Annotated in this window: 13 protein-coding genes; 6 read left to right on the top strand and 7 right to left on the bottom strand. The window is 66.6% G+C overall.

What is annotated here, in order from left to right; all coding sequences use genetic code 11:
* The coding region (locus RMO40_RS22565) for an MFS transporter (protein ID WP_309725845.1) at window positions 1-1,302 on the bottom strand (1,302 nt) is incomplete at its 3' end.
* A gap of 24 nt (window positions 1,303-1,326) precedes the next feature.
* Complete coding sequence (locus tag RMO40_RS22560; protein WP_309725844.1) at window positions 1,327-2,583, bottom strand: MFS transporter; 1,257 nt, start codon at window positions 2,581-2,583, stop codon at window positions 1,327-1,329.
* A 243-nt stretch (window positions 2,584-2,826) separates the two neighbouring features.
* Between RMO40_RS22560 and RMO40_RS22555 the strand changes: the two genes are divergently transcribed.
* Window positions 2,827-4,041, top strand: coding sequence for a serine hydrolase (locus RMO40_RS22555; protein ID WP_309725843.1), 1,215 nt, complete (start codon window positions 2,827-2,829; stop codon window positions 4,039-4,041).
* A gap of 10 nt (window positions 4,042-4,051) precedes the next feature.
* On the opposite strand, the gene RMO40_RS22550 is transcribed toward RMO40_RS22555, so the two are convergent.
* Both RMO40_RS22550 and RMO40_RS22545 read right to left on the bottom strand, forming a co-directional pair.
* Window positions 4,052-4,756, bottom strand: coding sequence for a response regulator (locus RMO40_RS22550; protein ID WP_309725842.1), 705 nt, complete (start codon window positions 4,754-4,756; stop codon window positions 4,052-4,054).
* Window positions 4,757-4,770: 14 nt separating this feature from the next.
* Window positions 4,771-6,693: a type IV pili methyl-accepting chemotaxis transducer N-terminal domain-containing protein gene (locus tag RMO40_RS22545; RefSeq protein ID WP_309725841.1), complete on the bottom strand. Its 1,923-nt coding sequence runs from the start codon at window positions 6,691-6,693 to the stop codon at window positions 4,771-4,773.
* Window positions 6,694-6,835: 142 nt separating this feature from the next.
* On the opposite strand from RMO40_RS22545, the gene RMO40_RS22540 reads away from it, so the two are divergent.
* The 3 genes from RMO40_RS22540 to RMO40_RS22530 are packed head-to-tail and all read left to right on the top strand — an operon-like array spanning window position 6,836 to window position 8,970.
* The gene (locus RMO40_RS22540) at window positions 6,836-7,258 is read left to right on the top strand and encodes a universal stress protein (RefSeq protein ID WP_309725840.1); all 423 of its coding nucleotides are present in this window, start codon (window positions 6,836-6,838) and stop codon (window positions 7,256-7,258) included.
* Between the two features lie 30 nt (window positions 7,259-7,288).
* Window positions 7,289-8,122 (top strand): universal stress protein, encoded by an 834-nt coding sequence (locus RMO40_RS22535; protein ID WP_309725839.1) that lies wholly within the window; start codon window positions 7,289-7,291, stop codon window positions 8,120-8,122.
* A 17-nt stretch (window positions 8,123-8,139) separates the two neighbouring features.
* Complete coding sequence (locus RMO40_RS22530) at window positions 8,140-8,970, top strand: universal stress protein (RefSeq protein WP_309725838.1); 831 nt, start codon at window positions 8,140-8,142, stop codon at window positions 8,968-8,970.
* A gap of 40 nt (window positions 8,971-9,010) precedes the next feature.
* Here RMO40_RS22530 and RMO40_RS22525 read toward each other — a convergent pair whose 3' ends face one another.
* Window positions 9,011-11,695: a bifunctional acetate--CoA ligase family protein/GNAT family N-acetyltransferase gene (locus RMO40_RS22525; RefSeq protein ID WP_309725837.1), complete on the bottom strand. Its 2,685-nt coding sequence runs from the start codon at window positions 11,693-11,695 to the stop codon at window positions 9,011-9,013.
* A 126-nt stretch (window positions 11,696-11,821) separates the two neighbouring features.
* Between RMO40_RS22525 and RMO40_RS22520 the strand changes: the two genes are divergently transcribed.
* Window positions 11,822-12,280, top strand: a complete 459-nt coding sequence (locus RMO40_RS22520) for a universal stress protein (protein ID WP_309725836.1) — start codon at window positions 11,822-11,824, stop codon at window positions 12,278-12,280.
* 58 nt (window positions 12,281-12,338) lie between these two features.
* On the opposite strand, the gene RMO40_RS22515 is transcribed toward RMO40_RS22520, so the two are convergent.
* On the bottom strand, window positions 12,339-13,928 hold the full coding sequence (locus RMO40_RS22515; protein WP_309725835.1) for a response regulator: 1,590 nt from the start codon (window positions 13,926-13,928) through the stop codon (window positions 12,339-12,341).
* Between the two features lie 216 nt (window positions 13,929-14,144).
* The gene (locus RMO40_RS22510) at window positions 14,145-14,708 is read right to left on the bottom strand and encodes a TIGR01841 family phasin (RefSeq protein ID WP_309725834.1); all 564 of its coding nucleotides are present in this window, start codon (window positions 14,706-14,708) and stop codon (window positions 14,145-14,147) included.
* Window positions 14,709-15,065: 357 nt separating this feature from the next.
* Here RMO40_RS22510 and RMO40_RS22505 point away from each other — a divergent pair.
* A partial coding sequence (locus RMO40_RS22505; RefSeq protein ID WP_309725833.1) for a hypothetical protein occupies window positions 15,066-15,247 on the top strand: 182 nt, incomplete at its 3' end.

The following is a 15,247-nucleotide window of genomic DNA, read 5'->3' as shown; positions in this document are numbered from 1 at the left end:
CGACGCCACCACCATCACCGCCGAGATGACCTGCGTGACGATGGAGCCGCCCACCTTGTCGGAGATCCAGCCGCCGATGGGGCGCACCGCCGCGCCAACGAAGGGGCCGATCCAGGCGTAGGTGAAGGCCGAGGGGGCGTTGGGGTTCTTCAGCGTGTGTTGCAGCACGCCGTTCACATCAGGCACGTGGCTGATGCCGAAGATCACGGTGATCGAGAGCGGCAGCGCCATCGAGAAACCGATGAACGAACCGAAGGTCACGATGTAGAGCGCGGTCAACGACCAGGTGTGCTTGTCCTTGAAGATCAGGAACTGCTTGGTCACGTTTTCGCGCATGTTGCCGAAGGCGGCGAGCTTCATCACCAGCAGCGCGCTCGCGATGTCGAGCGGGATCGCCACCCACATGCTGATCAGGCCCAGCCCCGTGGGCGCCGGCAGGTAGAGGTACAGGCCGAGGATGGCCGGGATGAAGGCCAGCGTGTAGAGGTAGGTGATCTTGGCAAACGCCACCAGCGGGTTGCCGGCTGCGGGTGTGACCGTCTTCAGGTTGTTCATGCCGAACCAGCACAGGATGGCGAGCGGCACCAGCGAAATCACCCAGGCGAAACCGGCGTTCTGGATCCACGTCGGTGTGCCCGCCTTGATCTTGCCGAGGATCCAGCCGCTGTCTTTCAAGAGCGTCATCGACTCGCCGCCCCATCCGCCGAAGAGGCTCATGGTCATCACCAGCGGGATCACGATCTGCATCGTGGTCACGCCGAAGTTGCCGATGCCGGCGTTCAGGCCGAGCGCCGTGCCTTGCAGCCGCTTCGGGAAGAAAGTGCTGATGTTCGACATCGACGACGCAAAGTTGCCGCCACCCACACCCGACCACAGCGCCATCAACTGAAACGCCCACAGCGGCCAATCCTTGTGCTGCAAGGCGATGCCGGTGCCGATGGCGGGTGCCAGCAGCATCGCGGTGGTCAGGAAGATGGTGTTGCGCCCACCCGCCAGACGGATGAGGAACGACGCCGGGATGCGCATGGTCGCGCCCGAGATGCCGGCGATGGCCGTCAACGTGAACAGCTCGGCCTGGGTGAAAGGGAAGCCCAGGTTGAGCATCTGCACGGTGATGATTCCCCACATGCCCCAGACCGCGAAGCCGCACAAGAGCGCGGGCACCGAGAGCCAGAGGTTGCGGTAAGCGATTTTCTTGCCGGTGCTTTCCCAGAAGGTGTTGTCTTCTGGGCGCCAATCCGCGATGTCGGCGCCGCCGGGTGCGGCCGCGCGGGGCACAACGCCTTTGTTGATCGCATTCATGTGATTCCTTGAAAGAGTTCGGGCTCAGCCCTGCAAACTGAACGCCGTCGCGTTCTTGCCCATCAGTTCGGTGCGGCGCACTTCGGTCCAGTACATCCAGATCAGCGAGACCCAGACCACGCCGTACATCAACATGAAGGCGCTGGAGCGCACGCCCGTCAGGTCCATCAACACGCCGAACAGGATCGGCAGCACGAAGCCCCCCAGGCCACCCGCCAGGCCCACGATGCCGCTGATGGCGCCAATGTTGGTCGGGTAGTCGTCGCTGATGTACTTGAAGACACTGGCCTTGCCGAAGGCCCAGGCGATGCCCAGCAAGAACATCAGAATCGTGAAACCGTAGACGTTGAGCCCGATGTGAAACGTCTTCGGCCCGTTGACGGTGAGCACCGTGAAATCGGTCTGCGGGTAGCTCAGGAGAAACAGGCAGATCCAGCTCACCCACAGCACCCACCAGGTGACGCTGTGTGCGCCGTACTTGTCAGACATCCAGCCGCCCACCGCGCGCAACACGCCGCCCGGCAGCGAAAAGCAGGCCGCCAGCAAGGCGGCGGCGCGGATGTCGAGGCCGAACTCGCCCACGTAGTACTGCACCATCCACAGCGAGAGCGCCACGTAGCCACCGAAGACGATGCTGTAGTACTGGCAGTACTTGAGCACCTTCGGGTCTTTGAGTGCCTTGAGCTGGTCGGTGAACTTCACGTTGCTCGGCACCAGGTGGGCCGGGTCGCTGTGGCTGAACATCCAAAACAGCACCAGGGTGCCCAGCATGATGGCCGCGTAGACCTGCGGCACCATGGCCCAGCCGAAGGCCACCACCAGCGCGGGGGCCACGAACTTGTTGACCGCCGCGCCCGAGTTGCCGGCGCCGTAGACACCCATCGCGAAGCCCTGTTGGTGCTTCGGGAACCAGCGCGCCACATACGGTGTGCCCACCGAGAACGAACCACCGGCCAGGCCGACGAAGAGGCCGATCACGATGAAGTGCCAGTAGGCGGTGGCGTAGCTCATCATCCAGATGGCCGGCACGGTGCAGGCCATCAGCACCGCCATCACGATGCGGCCGCCGTATTTGTCGGTCCAGATGCCCAGCGGCACGCGGATCAGCGAGCCGGTGAGCACGGGCGTGGCGGTCAGCAGGCCGAACTCGGTGGAGTTGAGCCCCAGCGTTTTTTTGATCGGGATGCCGATCACGCCGAACATCATCCACACCATGAAGCACACGGTGAATGCCAGCGTGCTGACGATCAGCACCGACAGGCCCTGCCCCTTCTTGGTCATTCGAGTTGCTCCTTCGCATTTGCCTGTGCTCACTGTAGGAAGCGGCGGCGGTTCGCGGCATCCCTCCGACGGTGCTGTCGTGGGCTGCAAAAGAACTAGCGATGCGCGGCATGCCGTCGTTCTGAAGAACTAGTCGGCTCGGAACGGGTGCGGCGCTTGCGCTGGATCAAGGCGTGACGGGCTGCGGCTATGCTGCGATCTCGCACCCCGCCATACCCACCTGATAGCCCTCCAAGGATCACCATGACCGGCCTGCTGACCGACCGCCTGCAACGCATCACCACCCACCTTCAGGACCACTACATCACGCCCGGCAAGCTGGTCGGTTGCCAGACCCTGGTGGCCCAGCACGGCCAGGTGGCCTACAGCAGCGCGCTCGGCCGCATGGACCGCGAACGCGACAAGCCGATGCGCGAAGACACCATCTTCCGCATCTACTCCATGACCAAGCCGATCACCTCGGTGGCGCTGATGAGCTTGTACGAGCAGGGACACTTCCAGCTCAACGACCCGGTGAGCAAGGTGATCCCCGAGTGGCGCGACCAGCGGGTCTATGTGTCGGGCGACGCGGACAGCATGCAGACCAAGCTGCCCGATCGTCCGGTGACCTTTCGCCACGTGCTCAGCCACAGTGGGGGCCTGACCTACGGCGGCGGGCTCAACCCGCCGGGCACGCCGGTGCACCCGGTCGACGCGGTCTACGCCAAGCTCGGCCTGGCTCGCGGTGGGCGTGAAGACCTGGCCACCTTCGTGCGCAAGATGGGCCAGGTGCCGCTGCGCTACGAGCCGGGCGAGCGCTGGATGTATTCGTTCTCGACCGACGTGTGCGGCTACCTGGTACAGGCTTTGTCGGGCATGCCGTTCGAGGACTATCTGCAAAAGCACATCTTCGACCCGCTGGGCATGAACGACACCGCGTTCAGCATCGCGCCCGAGAAGGTCGACCGGTTTGCCACCAACTATGTGCGCAAGGAAGACAAGTCACTCGCCGTGATGGACGATCCGCAGAAAAGCACCTACGCCAAGCCGCCCATCTTCGTGTCGGGCGGCGGCGGCCTGGTGAGCACGATGGCCGACTACCACCGCTTCTGCGAGATGCTGCGCCGTGGCGGCGAGCTTGATGGTGCGCGCATCATCGGCCCCCGCACGCTGCGTCTGATGGCGCAAAACCACCTGCCCGGTGGGCGCGACCTGACGCAGGTCGCCATCGGCTCGTTTTCGGAAACCGCCAACGAAGGCATCGGCTTCGGCCTCGGGTTTGCCACCACGCTGGGCGAGGTGGCGGCCGGCGGTTATGGCCCGGGCGACTTCTACTGGGGCGGCATGGCCTCCACCATCTTCTGGGTCGATCCGGTCGAAGACCTGGTGGTGATCTTCATGACGCAGCTGGTGCCCTCGGGCACCTTCAACATCCGCAGCCAGTTGAAGAGCCTGATCTATTCGGCGCTGGTCGACTGACCCAAGGCGATCAGCCCAGGGCCGCACCCAGGCCGTGCGAGGTGGCGATCACGGCGGCATTGACGCGCGAGCCCACGTCGAGCTTGCGCAGCACGTGTTGCACATGAATCTTCACCGTGGTTTCGGCAATGCCCAGGTCGCGCGCAATCTCCTTGTTGCTGGCACCGCAGGCGATGCCACGCAAGATGTCCAGCTCGCGGGGCGACAGCTGGGCCAGCGGAGAGCTGCCGTCTCTCGACACGCTGGCGTGCGCCGGGGCCGGGGCTGACGCCCCGCGGTAGGCTGCGATCAGTTTGCCGGTCATCTCGGGGGCGATGGTGCTCTCGCCGGCCATCACCCGCCGCAGGGCCAATGCCAGGGCATCGCCTTCGATGTTCTTGAGCAGGTAGCCGCTCGCGCCGGCCGTGAGTGCGGCCGCGAGGTCGTTTTCGTCTTCGCTGACGGTGAGCATCACCACGCGGGCTGCCGGTGCGGCTTCGCGCAGGGCAGGCAGCACGTCGACGCCATTGACACCGGGCAGGTGGTTGTCGAGCAGGATCAGGTCGGGTTGCAGCTCTTGTGCGCGGCGCAGTGCTTCGCCGGCATCGGCGGCGTCGCCCACGGTTTGAAACTGAGGCTCGCGCGACAGCAAGGCGATCAAGCCGCGGCGAAACAGGGTGTGGTCGTCCACCACCAGGATGCGGATGAGGGCGGCGGGCGCGACAGGGAGGTGCATGAAATCGATCGGTGTCAGTGCAGGCCGAGTGCAGGTGCCGCCAAGAGCAGCTCGGGGGCTTTCTGCCGGGCGGCCACGGCTGGCAGGGTCAGCGTGACCGAGGTGCCCTGAGCAGGTTGCGAGCGCACTTCCAGCTGGGCGCCAATGCGCTGGGCCCGCTCGCTCATGATGCGCAGGCCGACGTGGGTTTCGCCTGCAGCCGGGCCGTCGGCGGCGAAGCCCTGCCCGTCGTCGCGCACCTGAAAGCGCCACACCGGGTGCTGTTGCACGTCGAGCCACACGTGGCTCGCCCGCGCGTGCTTGCGCACGTTGGACAAGGCTTCCTGCACGATGTGCAACACCTGCACCTGCATGTCGGGCGACAGTGGCAGGCCGTTGCCCTGCATCGAGAGCTCGGCGCCGACGCCGCTCTGGTGCTCGAACTTGCGCAGCGTGGTCGCCAGGGCCGGCTCGATGTCTTCGGCGTTGGTGCGGGTGCGAAAGTGCATCAGCAGCTCGCGCACGTCGCCATAACTCTCGCGCACACCGACGTCGATCTCGCCCAGCGTCTTGTCGACCGACACCGCATCGCCATGGGCCAGGGCGTCGCGCATCAGCTGCACCTGGATCTTCAGGAAAGCCAGCGACTGGGCGATCGAGTCATGCAGCTCGCGGGCGATGAAGGTGCGCTCCTGCGCCACCGCCGCTTCCTTGGCCAGCGCGCTGAGGCGCAGGTTTTCCATGCCCGACGCAAGATGCGCCGTCAGCGCCTCCAGCAACGACCTTTCGGCCTCGGAGGGGCTCACGTGCGCGTGATAGAACAGGTTGAGTTCGCCCATCAGTCGATCGTGAAGGCGAATCGGCACCGACACCACCGTCTCGAAGCCGGCATGGGCGCAGTGTTTCATCGCCGCCGCTTCCATGCTGTGGATCGGGATCACGCGTGCACCGCTCGGTGCCTGCGGGTCGCCACAGTGACAGTCTCCTGCCATCACGCAGGCCTCGCCTTCGCGCATGGCGTCGGGCAGGCCCTGGCTCGCCAGCAACAGGTAGCGCCGGTTGCTTTCGTCGGACCAGCGCAGCGCCACGCCGTCGGCCCGCGCCACACGACCCACACGCTGCGTGAACCCGTCGGCCAGGTCTTGCAGGTGGGTGGCATTGGCCACCAGGCTGGTCACGTCGTACAGCGCCTCCATGCGCTCGCGTTTTTCCTCGAGCAGCGCGGTCTTTTCGGCCACCTTCGCCTCGAGCCCACGGTACATGGACTGCAGGTGATCGGCCATGCGGTTGAAGCCCTCGGCCAGCGCGCCAAATTCGTCGCTGCGAGGCAGGTCGACACGGGTGCCAAAGTCACCGTGCTGGATCTTGTCGGTGGCGTCCTTGAGCAGCCGCACCGGCTCGAGCACCAGCACGTAGCCGATGTAGAGCAGCACGGTCGCGCCCAGCAGGGCGAGCGCCATCGCCAACAGCTCCAGCAGGTGCAGCTGGCGTGTCCAGCGTGACATGGTGAGCTCGATGTCGACCACGAACGCGTCGATGTGTTCGGCGAAACGGGCGGTGTCCTCGGTCAAGCCCTGCACCGAGCTTGCGGGCCCCTGCGTCCAGCGCTGGCGGTAGCGTGCCCAGTCTTGCTCGACGCTCGCGAAGTGCGATCGAACAACGTCGTCCCGGGGCACGAACAGCGGTCGTTCGGGGTCGCCATCGCGCAGCACCGCAAGGCTCTGGTCGAACGCATCGGCCTGGCGGGCCAGCGCCGCCGCGTCGCCGGTGCTCACCGAAAGCGACATGCGGTAGGCCTGCATGCGCATGCGGCCGGCCTCGTTGACCGCCGCCGCGCCGCCGTCGAGCTGCCACGACACCCACAGCGTGAGCGCCATCAGCAGCAATGACAGCAGCAGGAAAGGCGTGGCCGCGAGCGCCAGGCGCGCGCCCAGGCTCCAGTGCTTGTGGCTTGTCATGGGCCGCACTGTAGGGAGCGCCGCGCTGCGCCGCTTGATGTACGTCAAGGCGCCCGCCGGGCGTGCAGATAAGGTTCGGGTTGTACATACCCGGTGAGACCCTAAACTGCTTCTCACCTGAACTTCCACGAGGCGCAATGCCATGAAAATCCTGTTGGCTGTCGATGGCAGCACCTACACCAAGCGCATGCTGGCCTACATTGCCGCGCACGACGAGCTGATCGGTGCCAGCAACCAGATCACCGTGATCACCGCCGTGACGCCGGTGCCACCCCACGTCACCAGCTTCATCAACAGCACTTCGTTGCAGCAGTATTACGGTGACGAAGCCGAAGCCGTGCTCAAGCCGGTGCGTGCCTTCGCCGAGCAAAACAAATGGAAGCCGACCTTCACCACGGCCGTGGGCAACGCCGCCGAGGTGATCGCCAAGGCCGCCAACGACGGCAAGGTCGACATGGTCATCATGGGCTCGCACGGCCACTCGGCCCTCGGCTCGCTGGTGATGGGCTCGGTCACCTCGCGCGTGATGGCGCACTGCACGGCGCCGGTGCTGATCGTCCGCTAGCTCCGCCTGGCTGACCCCGGGGAACACACCATGAGCCCGATCAAGAGCATCTTGCTGCACCTCGACGCCTCGCCCCGCAGCGCGGTGCGCCTGGATGTGGCGCGCCAGTTGGCGTGGCGGCACGAAGCGGCCGTCCACTGCCTGTTCGGGGTGACCTCCAATTTTGTCGAGATGCCCTTCTCCGTGGCCGAAAGTGCCGAGGCCGGTGCGATGGTGCTCAAGCTCGATGCCGATCGGCGCGCGCGCGCGCTGGCCGTGTTCAACCGGGCGGCGGGGGCCGAAGGCCCGAGCATCAGCTGGAGCGAACTCGGCACCGAGCCGGTCATCTGGGGTTTGACGCAGCAGGCGCTTTACGCCGACCTGTTGGTGCTCGGGCAGCACGAGGCGGGTGCGCGCGACCTGCCGGCCGACCTGATCGAGTCGGTGCTCATCGGCAGCGGCAAGCCGGCGCTGATCGTGCCGTATGCCGGTGAGGTGAAAACGGTGGGTCAGAACATCCTCGTCGCCTGGAGCCCGAGCCGCGAGTCGGCACGCGCGCTCAACGCAGCCATGCCCCTGCTGCAAAAGGCGCAGCAAGTGCACGTGGTGACGTGGAGCGACGAAACCAGCGCGCCGCAGGCCACCAGCGAAAAACGCCAGCTCGAACAGCACCTCGCTGCCCACGGCGTGCGGGCCATGCTGCATTGGTATGGCGACGGCCCCGGCAACCCCGGCGAACGGCTGCTCTCACTCACCACCGACCTGGGCAACGACCTGCTGGTGATGGGGTGTTACGGCCACAGCCGCGCGCGCGAGCTGGTGCTGGGCGGCGCCACGCGCACGGTGCTCAAGTCGATGACGCTGCCGGTGCTGATGGCGCACTGACGGCCCGGCTTCGCCACATGCGCGCTCTCCTCGTCCACCTGGACGCTTCGCCCGCGTGCGCCGTGCGTCTGCACGTCGCACGCCAACTGGCTGAGCGGCACGACGCCAGCGTGACCGCCGTGTTCGCGGTGGTGCCTGGCAGCAGCGGCCTGCCCAGCTCGTTTTCAGCGGCTGCGATTGCGAAGGCCGTGCAAACCATCGACATCGACGGGCGTCATCGCGCCCGCGCCGCGCTGGAGAAGACGACCTCCATGGGTGGGCCACCGGTGGCCTGGGTCGAGTCGTCGGCTGAAGCCCCGTTGCGTGCCGTCATCCGTCACGGCCTCTTCGCCGACTTGCTGGTGCTGGGCAAACGCGACCCATCGGGCCCGCATGCCGAGCAACTGCCGGCAGACTTTGCCGAATCGGTGGTGATCGAAAGCGGCAAGCCGGCCCTGGTGGTGCCCGACGCTGCCCGCGCCGCCCCCATCGGCCGCCACATCGTGATCGCCTGGAAGCCCTCGCGCGAAGCGGCCCGCGCCGTCACCGCCGCCCTGCCGCTCTTGCGCCAGGCCGACAGCGTTCATGTGCTGATGTGGCAAGACAAGAATGACACCGCCACGCCGACGCAGCATCTGGGTTGGCTGGGCAGCTTCTTGCACACCCACGGCGTGGCAGCCGAGACCCATGCGCTGGGCAGCGCCCCGGCGCGCATCGGCGAGGCCATGCTGGCGCAGACGCAGCAGCTCGGTGGCGACCTGCTGGTGATGGGCTGCTACGGCCACAGCCGCGCGCGCGAGCTGGTGCTGGGCGGCGCCTCGCGCTCGGTGCTCAACACCCTGCCCTTGCCGGTGCTGATGGCGCATTGAGCAAACCTCCTCTGCCTCTGCCTGCGTGCAGAAGGAGTGATTACGCCAAGCTCAAGTGCATGCCCAGCGTGTCGCCATCGGCGTTGGCCTTCACCTCGAAGCCGACCGATCGTGCGAGATGCGCCATGCCCATGTTCTCTCGCAGGCATTCGCCCACCAGCTCACGCGTGCCGCGCTCACGCAGGTAGCGCAGCATCTTGTCCATCAACAAACGGCCCAGGCCGTGGTGCTGGCTCCCGCTGGCCACCTGGATGGCGAACTCCGCGCGCAGGTTGTCGGGGTCGCACACAGCGCGCACCTCGCCGAGCATGCCGTCGCTCTCGCCGGCCGCGGTGTCGTCTGCAATTGCAATGAAGGTCATCTCGCGGTCGTAGTCGATCTGGCTGTAGCGCGCCAGCTCGGTCTGTGGCACTTCGCGGCGTGTGAGGAAGAAGCGCAGCCTCATGTCGGCCGGCGTGGCATGCGCATAAAACGACTGCAGGCGTGGGCCGTCTTCCGGGCGAATGGGGCGCAGGCAGACCCGCTGGCCTGCGAGCTGCAAGTCTTCTTCGAGCTGCGCCGGGTAGGGGCGAATGGCCAGGCGGGCGTCTGCCAGGCCCTTGGGTGCGACGCGCACCTTCACACGCGCATCGAGCGCCATCACGCCTTGGTCGTCGGCGAGCAAGGGGTTGATGTCGAGCTCGACCAGCTCGGCCAGGTCGCAGGCCATGTGCGACACCTGCAGCAAGGTGGTGTGGAGGGCGCGCATGTCCACCGCCGCACGGTCGCGGTAGCCCGCCAGCAGGCCCGCCACGCGGGTGCGCGACACCAGGTCGGCGGCCAGCGCCATGTTGAGCGGCGGCAGCGCCACCGCGCGGTCGCGTATCACCTCGACCGCCGTGCCGCCCTGGCCGAACAGGATCACCGGGCCGAACACCGGGTCGGTCGCCACACCGACGATCAGCTCATGTGCGCGCGGCCGGCTCACCATCTGCTGCACCGTGAAGCCGTCGAGCGTGGCATCGGGCCGCAGCTCGGCCACACGCTGCTGCATGCGCTCGGCCGCGCGGCGCACTTCATCGCCCGACTGCAGGTTGAGCGCCACGCCGCCCACATCGGACTTGTGCGAGATCTGCGGCGACAGGATCTTCAGCACCACCGGGTAGCCGATCTCCGATGCGGCCGCGGCGGCCTGCGCCACGCTGTTGACCGTGCGCGTGGCCACCACCGGGATGCCGAAGGCCGACAACAGCGTCTTGGCCTCGGGCTCGTTGAGCAGCTCGCGCCCGCCCTCCAGTGCTTGCTGGATCACCGCCCGCGCCGCGGCGAGGTCGGGTGCCGATTCGTTGGGCGCCGCCGGCGGCGTTTGCAACAAGGCCGCCTGGTTGCGGCGAAAGTCGGCCAGCTGCAAGAACGCCGCGGCGGCGCGCTCGGGCGTTTCGTAAGTGGGAATGCCGGCAGCCTTGCAGGCTTCTTGCGCCGCTTGCACCACCGAACCGCCCAGCCAGCAGGTCAGCACCGGTTTGTTGGCTTCGCGCAAGCGCGGCAGGCAGGCGGTGGCGATGTCGGCGCTGGGCACGATGGCGGTGGGTGCGTGCATGAACAGCACCGCATCGACCTCGGGCGCGTCGAGCAGCGTCTGCAGCGCGGCGGTGTAACGCTCGACCGGTGCGTCGCCAATGATGTCGACCGGGTTGCCTTTCGACCAGGTGGCGGGCAGCGCAGCGTCGAGCCGGGCCAGCGTGGCCGGCGTGAGCGGGCTCAGGTGGCCGCCGCCGATCGACAGGGCATCAGCCGCCAACACACCGGCGCCCCCGCCGTTGGTGACAATGGCCAGGCGGTCGCCGAACAAGGGCTTGGCGCGCGCCAAAGTTTCAGCCGCATCGAACAAGTCACCGAGCGAGCCCACGCGCAACAAACCCGCGCGGCGCACGGCGGCGTCGAACACATCGTCGGCTCCCGCCAGCGCGCCGGTGTGCGACGCGGCGGCCTTGGCGCCTTCCGGCGCCCTGCCCGCCTTCACCAGCACCACCGGCTTGTTGCGCGCGGCAGCGCGGGCGGCCGACATGAACTTGCGCGCCGAGCCCACCGACTCCATGTAGAGCAGGATGGCGCGGGTTGCGCCATCGCTCGCCAGGTAGTCGAGCACGTCGCCGAAGTCGACGTCGGCGCTGTCGCCGAGTGAAATGAAATGCGAAAAGCCGATGCCGCGCGAGTTGGCCCAGTCGAGCATGGCCGTGGCCAGCGCACCCGACTGCGACACGAAAGCGAGCGGCCCCGGTTTCGCGGCTGCATGGGCAAAGCTCGCATTGAGCCCCACGCCAGGCACCAGCAGGCCCACGCAGTTGGGGCCGAGAATGCGCAGCAGGTCAGGCTTTGCCGCCTGCAACATGGCCTGCTCGATCGACACCCCCTTGTCGCCCGACGGCCCCTTGAGCCCCGCACTCAATACCACCGCGGCGCGTGTGCCCTTGCGGGCGAGCTCGGCGATCAAGCCCGGCACGGTGCTCGCGGGTGTGCAGATCACCGCCAGGTCGGGTGCCTGCGGCAAGGCCCCGACCGAGGGCCAGGCCGGCAGATCGCCAATGCGTTTGTGTTTGGGGTTGACCGGCCAGAGCGGGCCGCTGAAACCCCCTTCACGCAGGTTGCGCATGACCACCGCGCCGACGCTGCGGTCTCGCTCCGAAGCGCCGATCACCGCCACCGACTGCGGGCGAAACAGGTGTTCGAGATTGCGAACGCTCATGGGCCGACACTTTCTTCTTGCAATCGGCCAGCGTACCCAGCCGGCGCAAAATGGGCTTGCGCTCCGTCAAGCCTGCCGGCGGGGTGGCAACCAACAATCGCAGGCCATCAAACTCGAAAGCCCGTCATGAAAATCCTCTTGCCCGTCGATGGCTCCGAGCATTCACTGAACGCGGTGCGCTACGCGATTCGCCTGGTGCAAGAAGGCCTGAGTGCCAGTTTTGTGCTGACCAATGTGCAAGAACCCACCTACCTCTACGAGATGGTGCTCGCACCCAACGCCGACGTGCTCGAGCGCGTGACCGGCGCCGCCGGCATTCACTCGCTCGAGGCCGCCGAAGACCTGCTGCGGCAGGCCGAGCTGCCGTTCGAGCGCGAGATCGCAAGTGGCGACCCGGCGCACACGATTCTGGAAACCGGCGAACGCTACGACTGCGACGCCATCATCCTGGGCGCGCGGGGCCGCGGCGTGGTGCGCAGCGCCCTGCTCGGCTCGGTGTCGCAAGCCGTGCTGCACGGCTCGCCGGTGCCAGTGACCATCGTGCGTGAGAACCCGGCCCACTGGGCCCGTGAAGCCGCCGAATAGCCCGCGACTCGGGGACTCAGACAGGGCGGCCGGATCAGTCGCTCGCGGGACGGCGCTTTCAGCCGGGGCTTGCAACGCCCGTCATGATGCGCGGGTCGCCGCCCTTGCTCAGGTGCACCTGGGTGCCGTAGCCACGGTAACGCTGGTGCAACAGCTTGGCCCGCTGCAGCAGCGTTTCGGCATCGGGAATGCGCGCGTGGTGGCGTTCGATCGTGTGCAGCGCCAGATCCACCAGCTTGGCATTGAGCGTCATTTCGGCGCTGGCAAGCAACAATTGCACCGCTTCTGCGGGCGCTCCACCGATGGTCTTGGAAACCGCCTCTTCGGCTTGTTCGCAGATGGAGGTGTAGGACTTGCGCACAAGGTCTTCGAACACCTTGTGCCCGAACGAGGCTCGCACCAGCAACTCCGTGGTTGTTTTTGACACAGCAAAACGGCGGGTGAGCTTGAGCACGTCGTCTTCAATGCCGTCAAGCGTCAACTCATTCTTGGACAAACGGGCCAGCAAGGCCAACAGGTTGCACGCCGCCTCGAACTCGAAGTTGGGCAAGGCAACCTCGGCGATCAGCTCGCGGGCCTGCATGACCGCGTCGGCCACACGCCGATCCAACAGGGCATTGAGGGTGCTGATGACGTTCTCGAAGCGCCTCAGGCGCGGGCTGCCCGTCTGCGGAGCCCGCGCGGCGACCATGGCGTTGAGCGACTGGGTCAACCCCCGGCGATCCCCCAGATCGAACTGCACCACCGCCAGCAAGACGAGCCCCTGCAAATCGAAGATGCGCGAGTTCAAACCCAGGCGCGCGGCCTTCCCCAAAACGTCGGCCGCTTCCTTGGGGTCGCCGTAATAGAAGGCGAGCAGACCATGCTTGACCAGGCGAGCCACGCTGCCTGGGGTGAGTGTGGTGGCTCGGCGCAGCGCATCGAGCGCCATTTCGGGCTGCCCCTGATCGAGCAGCACGCGGCCCATCACGTCGTAGGCGTCTGCGTAACTGGGCAGCTCGTTCAACAGGCTCTCAAGCGTGCGCCGTGCCTGTACCGTGCCACCCGAGTCGTATTGGGTTCGGGCCACGCCCAGCCGCGCCCAGGGAACAGCGCCGACCAGGAGAATGGCGTCGAACAGCTCCTGGGCCGCGTGCGGCTTGCCCAAGCGCAGCCACAGCTCGGCGCCGATTCGCGCCGCATGCACCCAGGCCGGGCCGCGCGTCTTGAAGCGCACTTGGCACATTTCGGCCGCGCCGACGAAGTCTTCTTTTTGGACCAGCGCAAAGATGTCGGCCAGCTGGCGCTTGCGCTGGCGCGCATGAACCAAGCGCTGGCGCAAGCCATCGGCGGTGTGGGGCTTCAGGAGGTAGGCATCCAACGCGGCCTCTGCCGCTTCGGCCACCTTCGCGTAGCCGGCCTCGCTGGAGATCATGACCACCACGGTAGACAGCGGCAGCAGGTGCGACAGCCGCAGGTCGTCCATGATGTCTTGGCCACTGACCGGCTCATCGTCGAAGTTGTATTCGCACAGCACGATGTCAAACCGCTGGGTTTCGAGCAGTCGACGCCCATCCTGCGCCTTGCGCGCCTGCACGATCTCGGGCACTGCAAACTCGCGCAGCATCGCGACCAGCGCGCTGCGTGAGCCGGTGTTGCTGTCGATCACCAAAGCTCGAGCCTTGGATATCTCGGAGTCGAGCGGAACCATGGCACCCCCCGTTGGCGTATCGCGCTTGGCCCTGAGGCTGATGACATTGCGCGCAGGAGGCCCATACTGGCGCGAAACGGCGGCCAGCGCCAGCCCAACACCGGCACAAAACAGGTCTTTGGTTGACGGCGGCTCCGGGTGGGAGCGCGCTGGGAGTGCGGAGCGGGCTCAGCCTCAGTGCAACGCCGCCTCGGTGCGGTACAGCATGTCGCTCCACTGCTTGCCGAGATCGACCCACTGGTTCCATGCCTGCGACGGATCGACCGCCGCTGCAGCCTCGGCCGACGTTGCGGTGGCGGGAACCCCGCCGGGCTGCGACAGCTTCAGCGGCTGACCCACCAGCTTGGCCATGTCGCCACCCACGGTGGCGGCACTGCGGGTCAGCAGGCTCATCGCATCGGCCTGGGTGGCCGCGCAGATGGCGGCGAGTTGCTGCCAGTACTTGCCGGACGACTCCATGTCAAAGCGCAACAGCTCGGCTTGCAGGTTGAAGAGTTCGTTCGCGTTGCCGGCCTTGGCCACGTTGGCCCGGGCCTTTTCGTGGTGAAGGCGGGCTTCATGCGCAGCCTGCATCTGGCAGCGGCGAATCTCTTCGGCGCCCTTGAACACCACGTCGCTCAAGGCGATCAGCGCCTGCAGCTGGTCTTGCGAGAAGGCCAGCGCCGCATCGGGCGTCGAAGCCTCCACCTTGGCAGCCGTCGCGCGGCCGTCGCCTGCCTTCTGGGTCTTGCTTGCCATGAGGTGTCTCCTGTGCGGGTTGATGGATCGAGCCGGCCAGTGCCCAGCTGCGCATTTGGCCAAAGCTTTGCTCGGCCTTGCATTGAAACGCTGTATGCGCCATTTGCCCGAATGCCCACTCGGTGAGTGCTGCCATGTCGGCGCTTGGCGGGTCGGCCCATGCCACACCGATGGCCGTGCGCTGGTCATGAACGGGCTTGTCGGGGTCGCCGCAAGCGCCTATGTTCTCTGCTCGGGCACGCGAAACCGTTGAGCGGTATCAAGCCGACTTGATCTTTCACAAACTCAGCCGGCGCAGACCGCCATACGCTCCAAGGGCGCATCCTGACCTCATCGCTCACGCGAATGGAGACAAGCATGACGAGCGAAAGCAACGACCGCACGTCGGGCTCCACCAAGCCTGACCTCATTTTGCTGGCCTTGTTTCAAAGTCGCTTGCGAGAGCGTTCGCTCTACCTCGGTGAGTTGATCCGTTCGCAGCGCCGCCGTTTGCGCCCAAGTGAGCCGCTCGACGACGTGGCGCTGGGCGAGAGCGATGC

The sequence above is a fragment of the Rhizobacter sp. genome (assembly GCF_031412075.1).
In the GTDB taxonomy this organism is placed as follows: domain Bacteria; phylum Pseudomonadota; class Gammaproteobacteria; order Burkholderiales; family Burkholderiaceae_C; genus Rhizobacter.
This window is presented reverse-complemented; position numbering and strand designations above follow the sequence as displayed.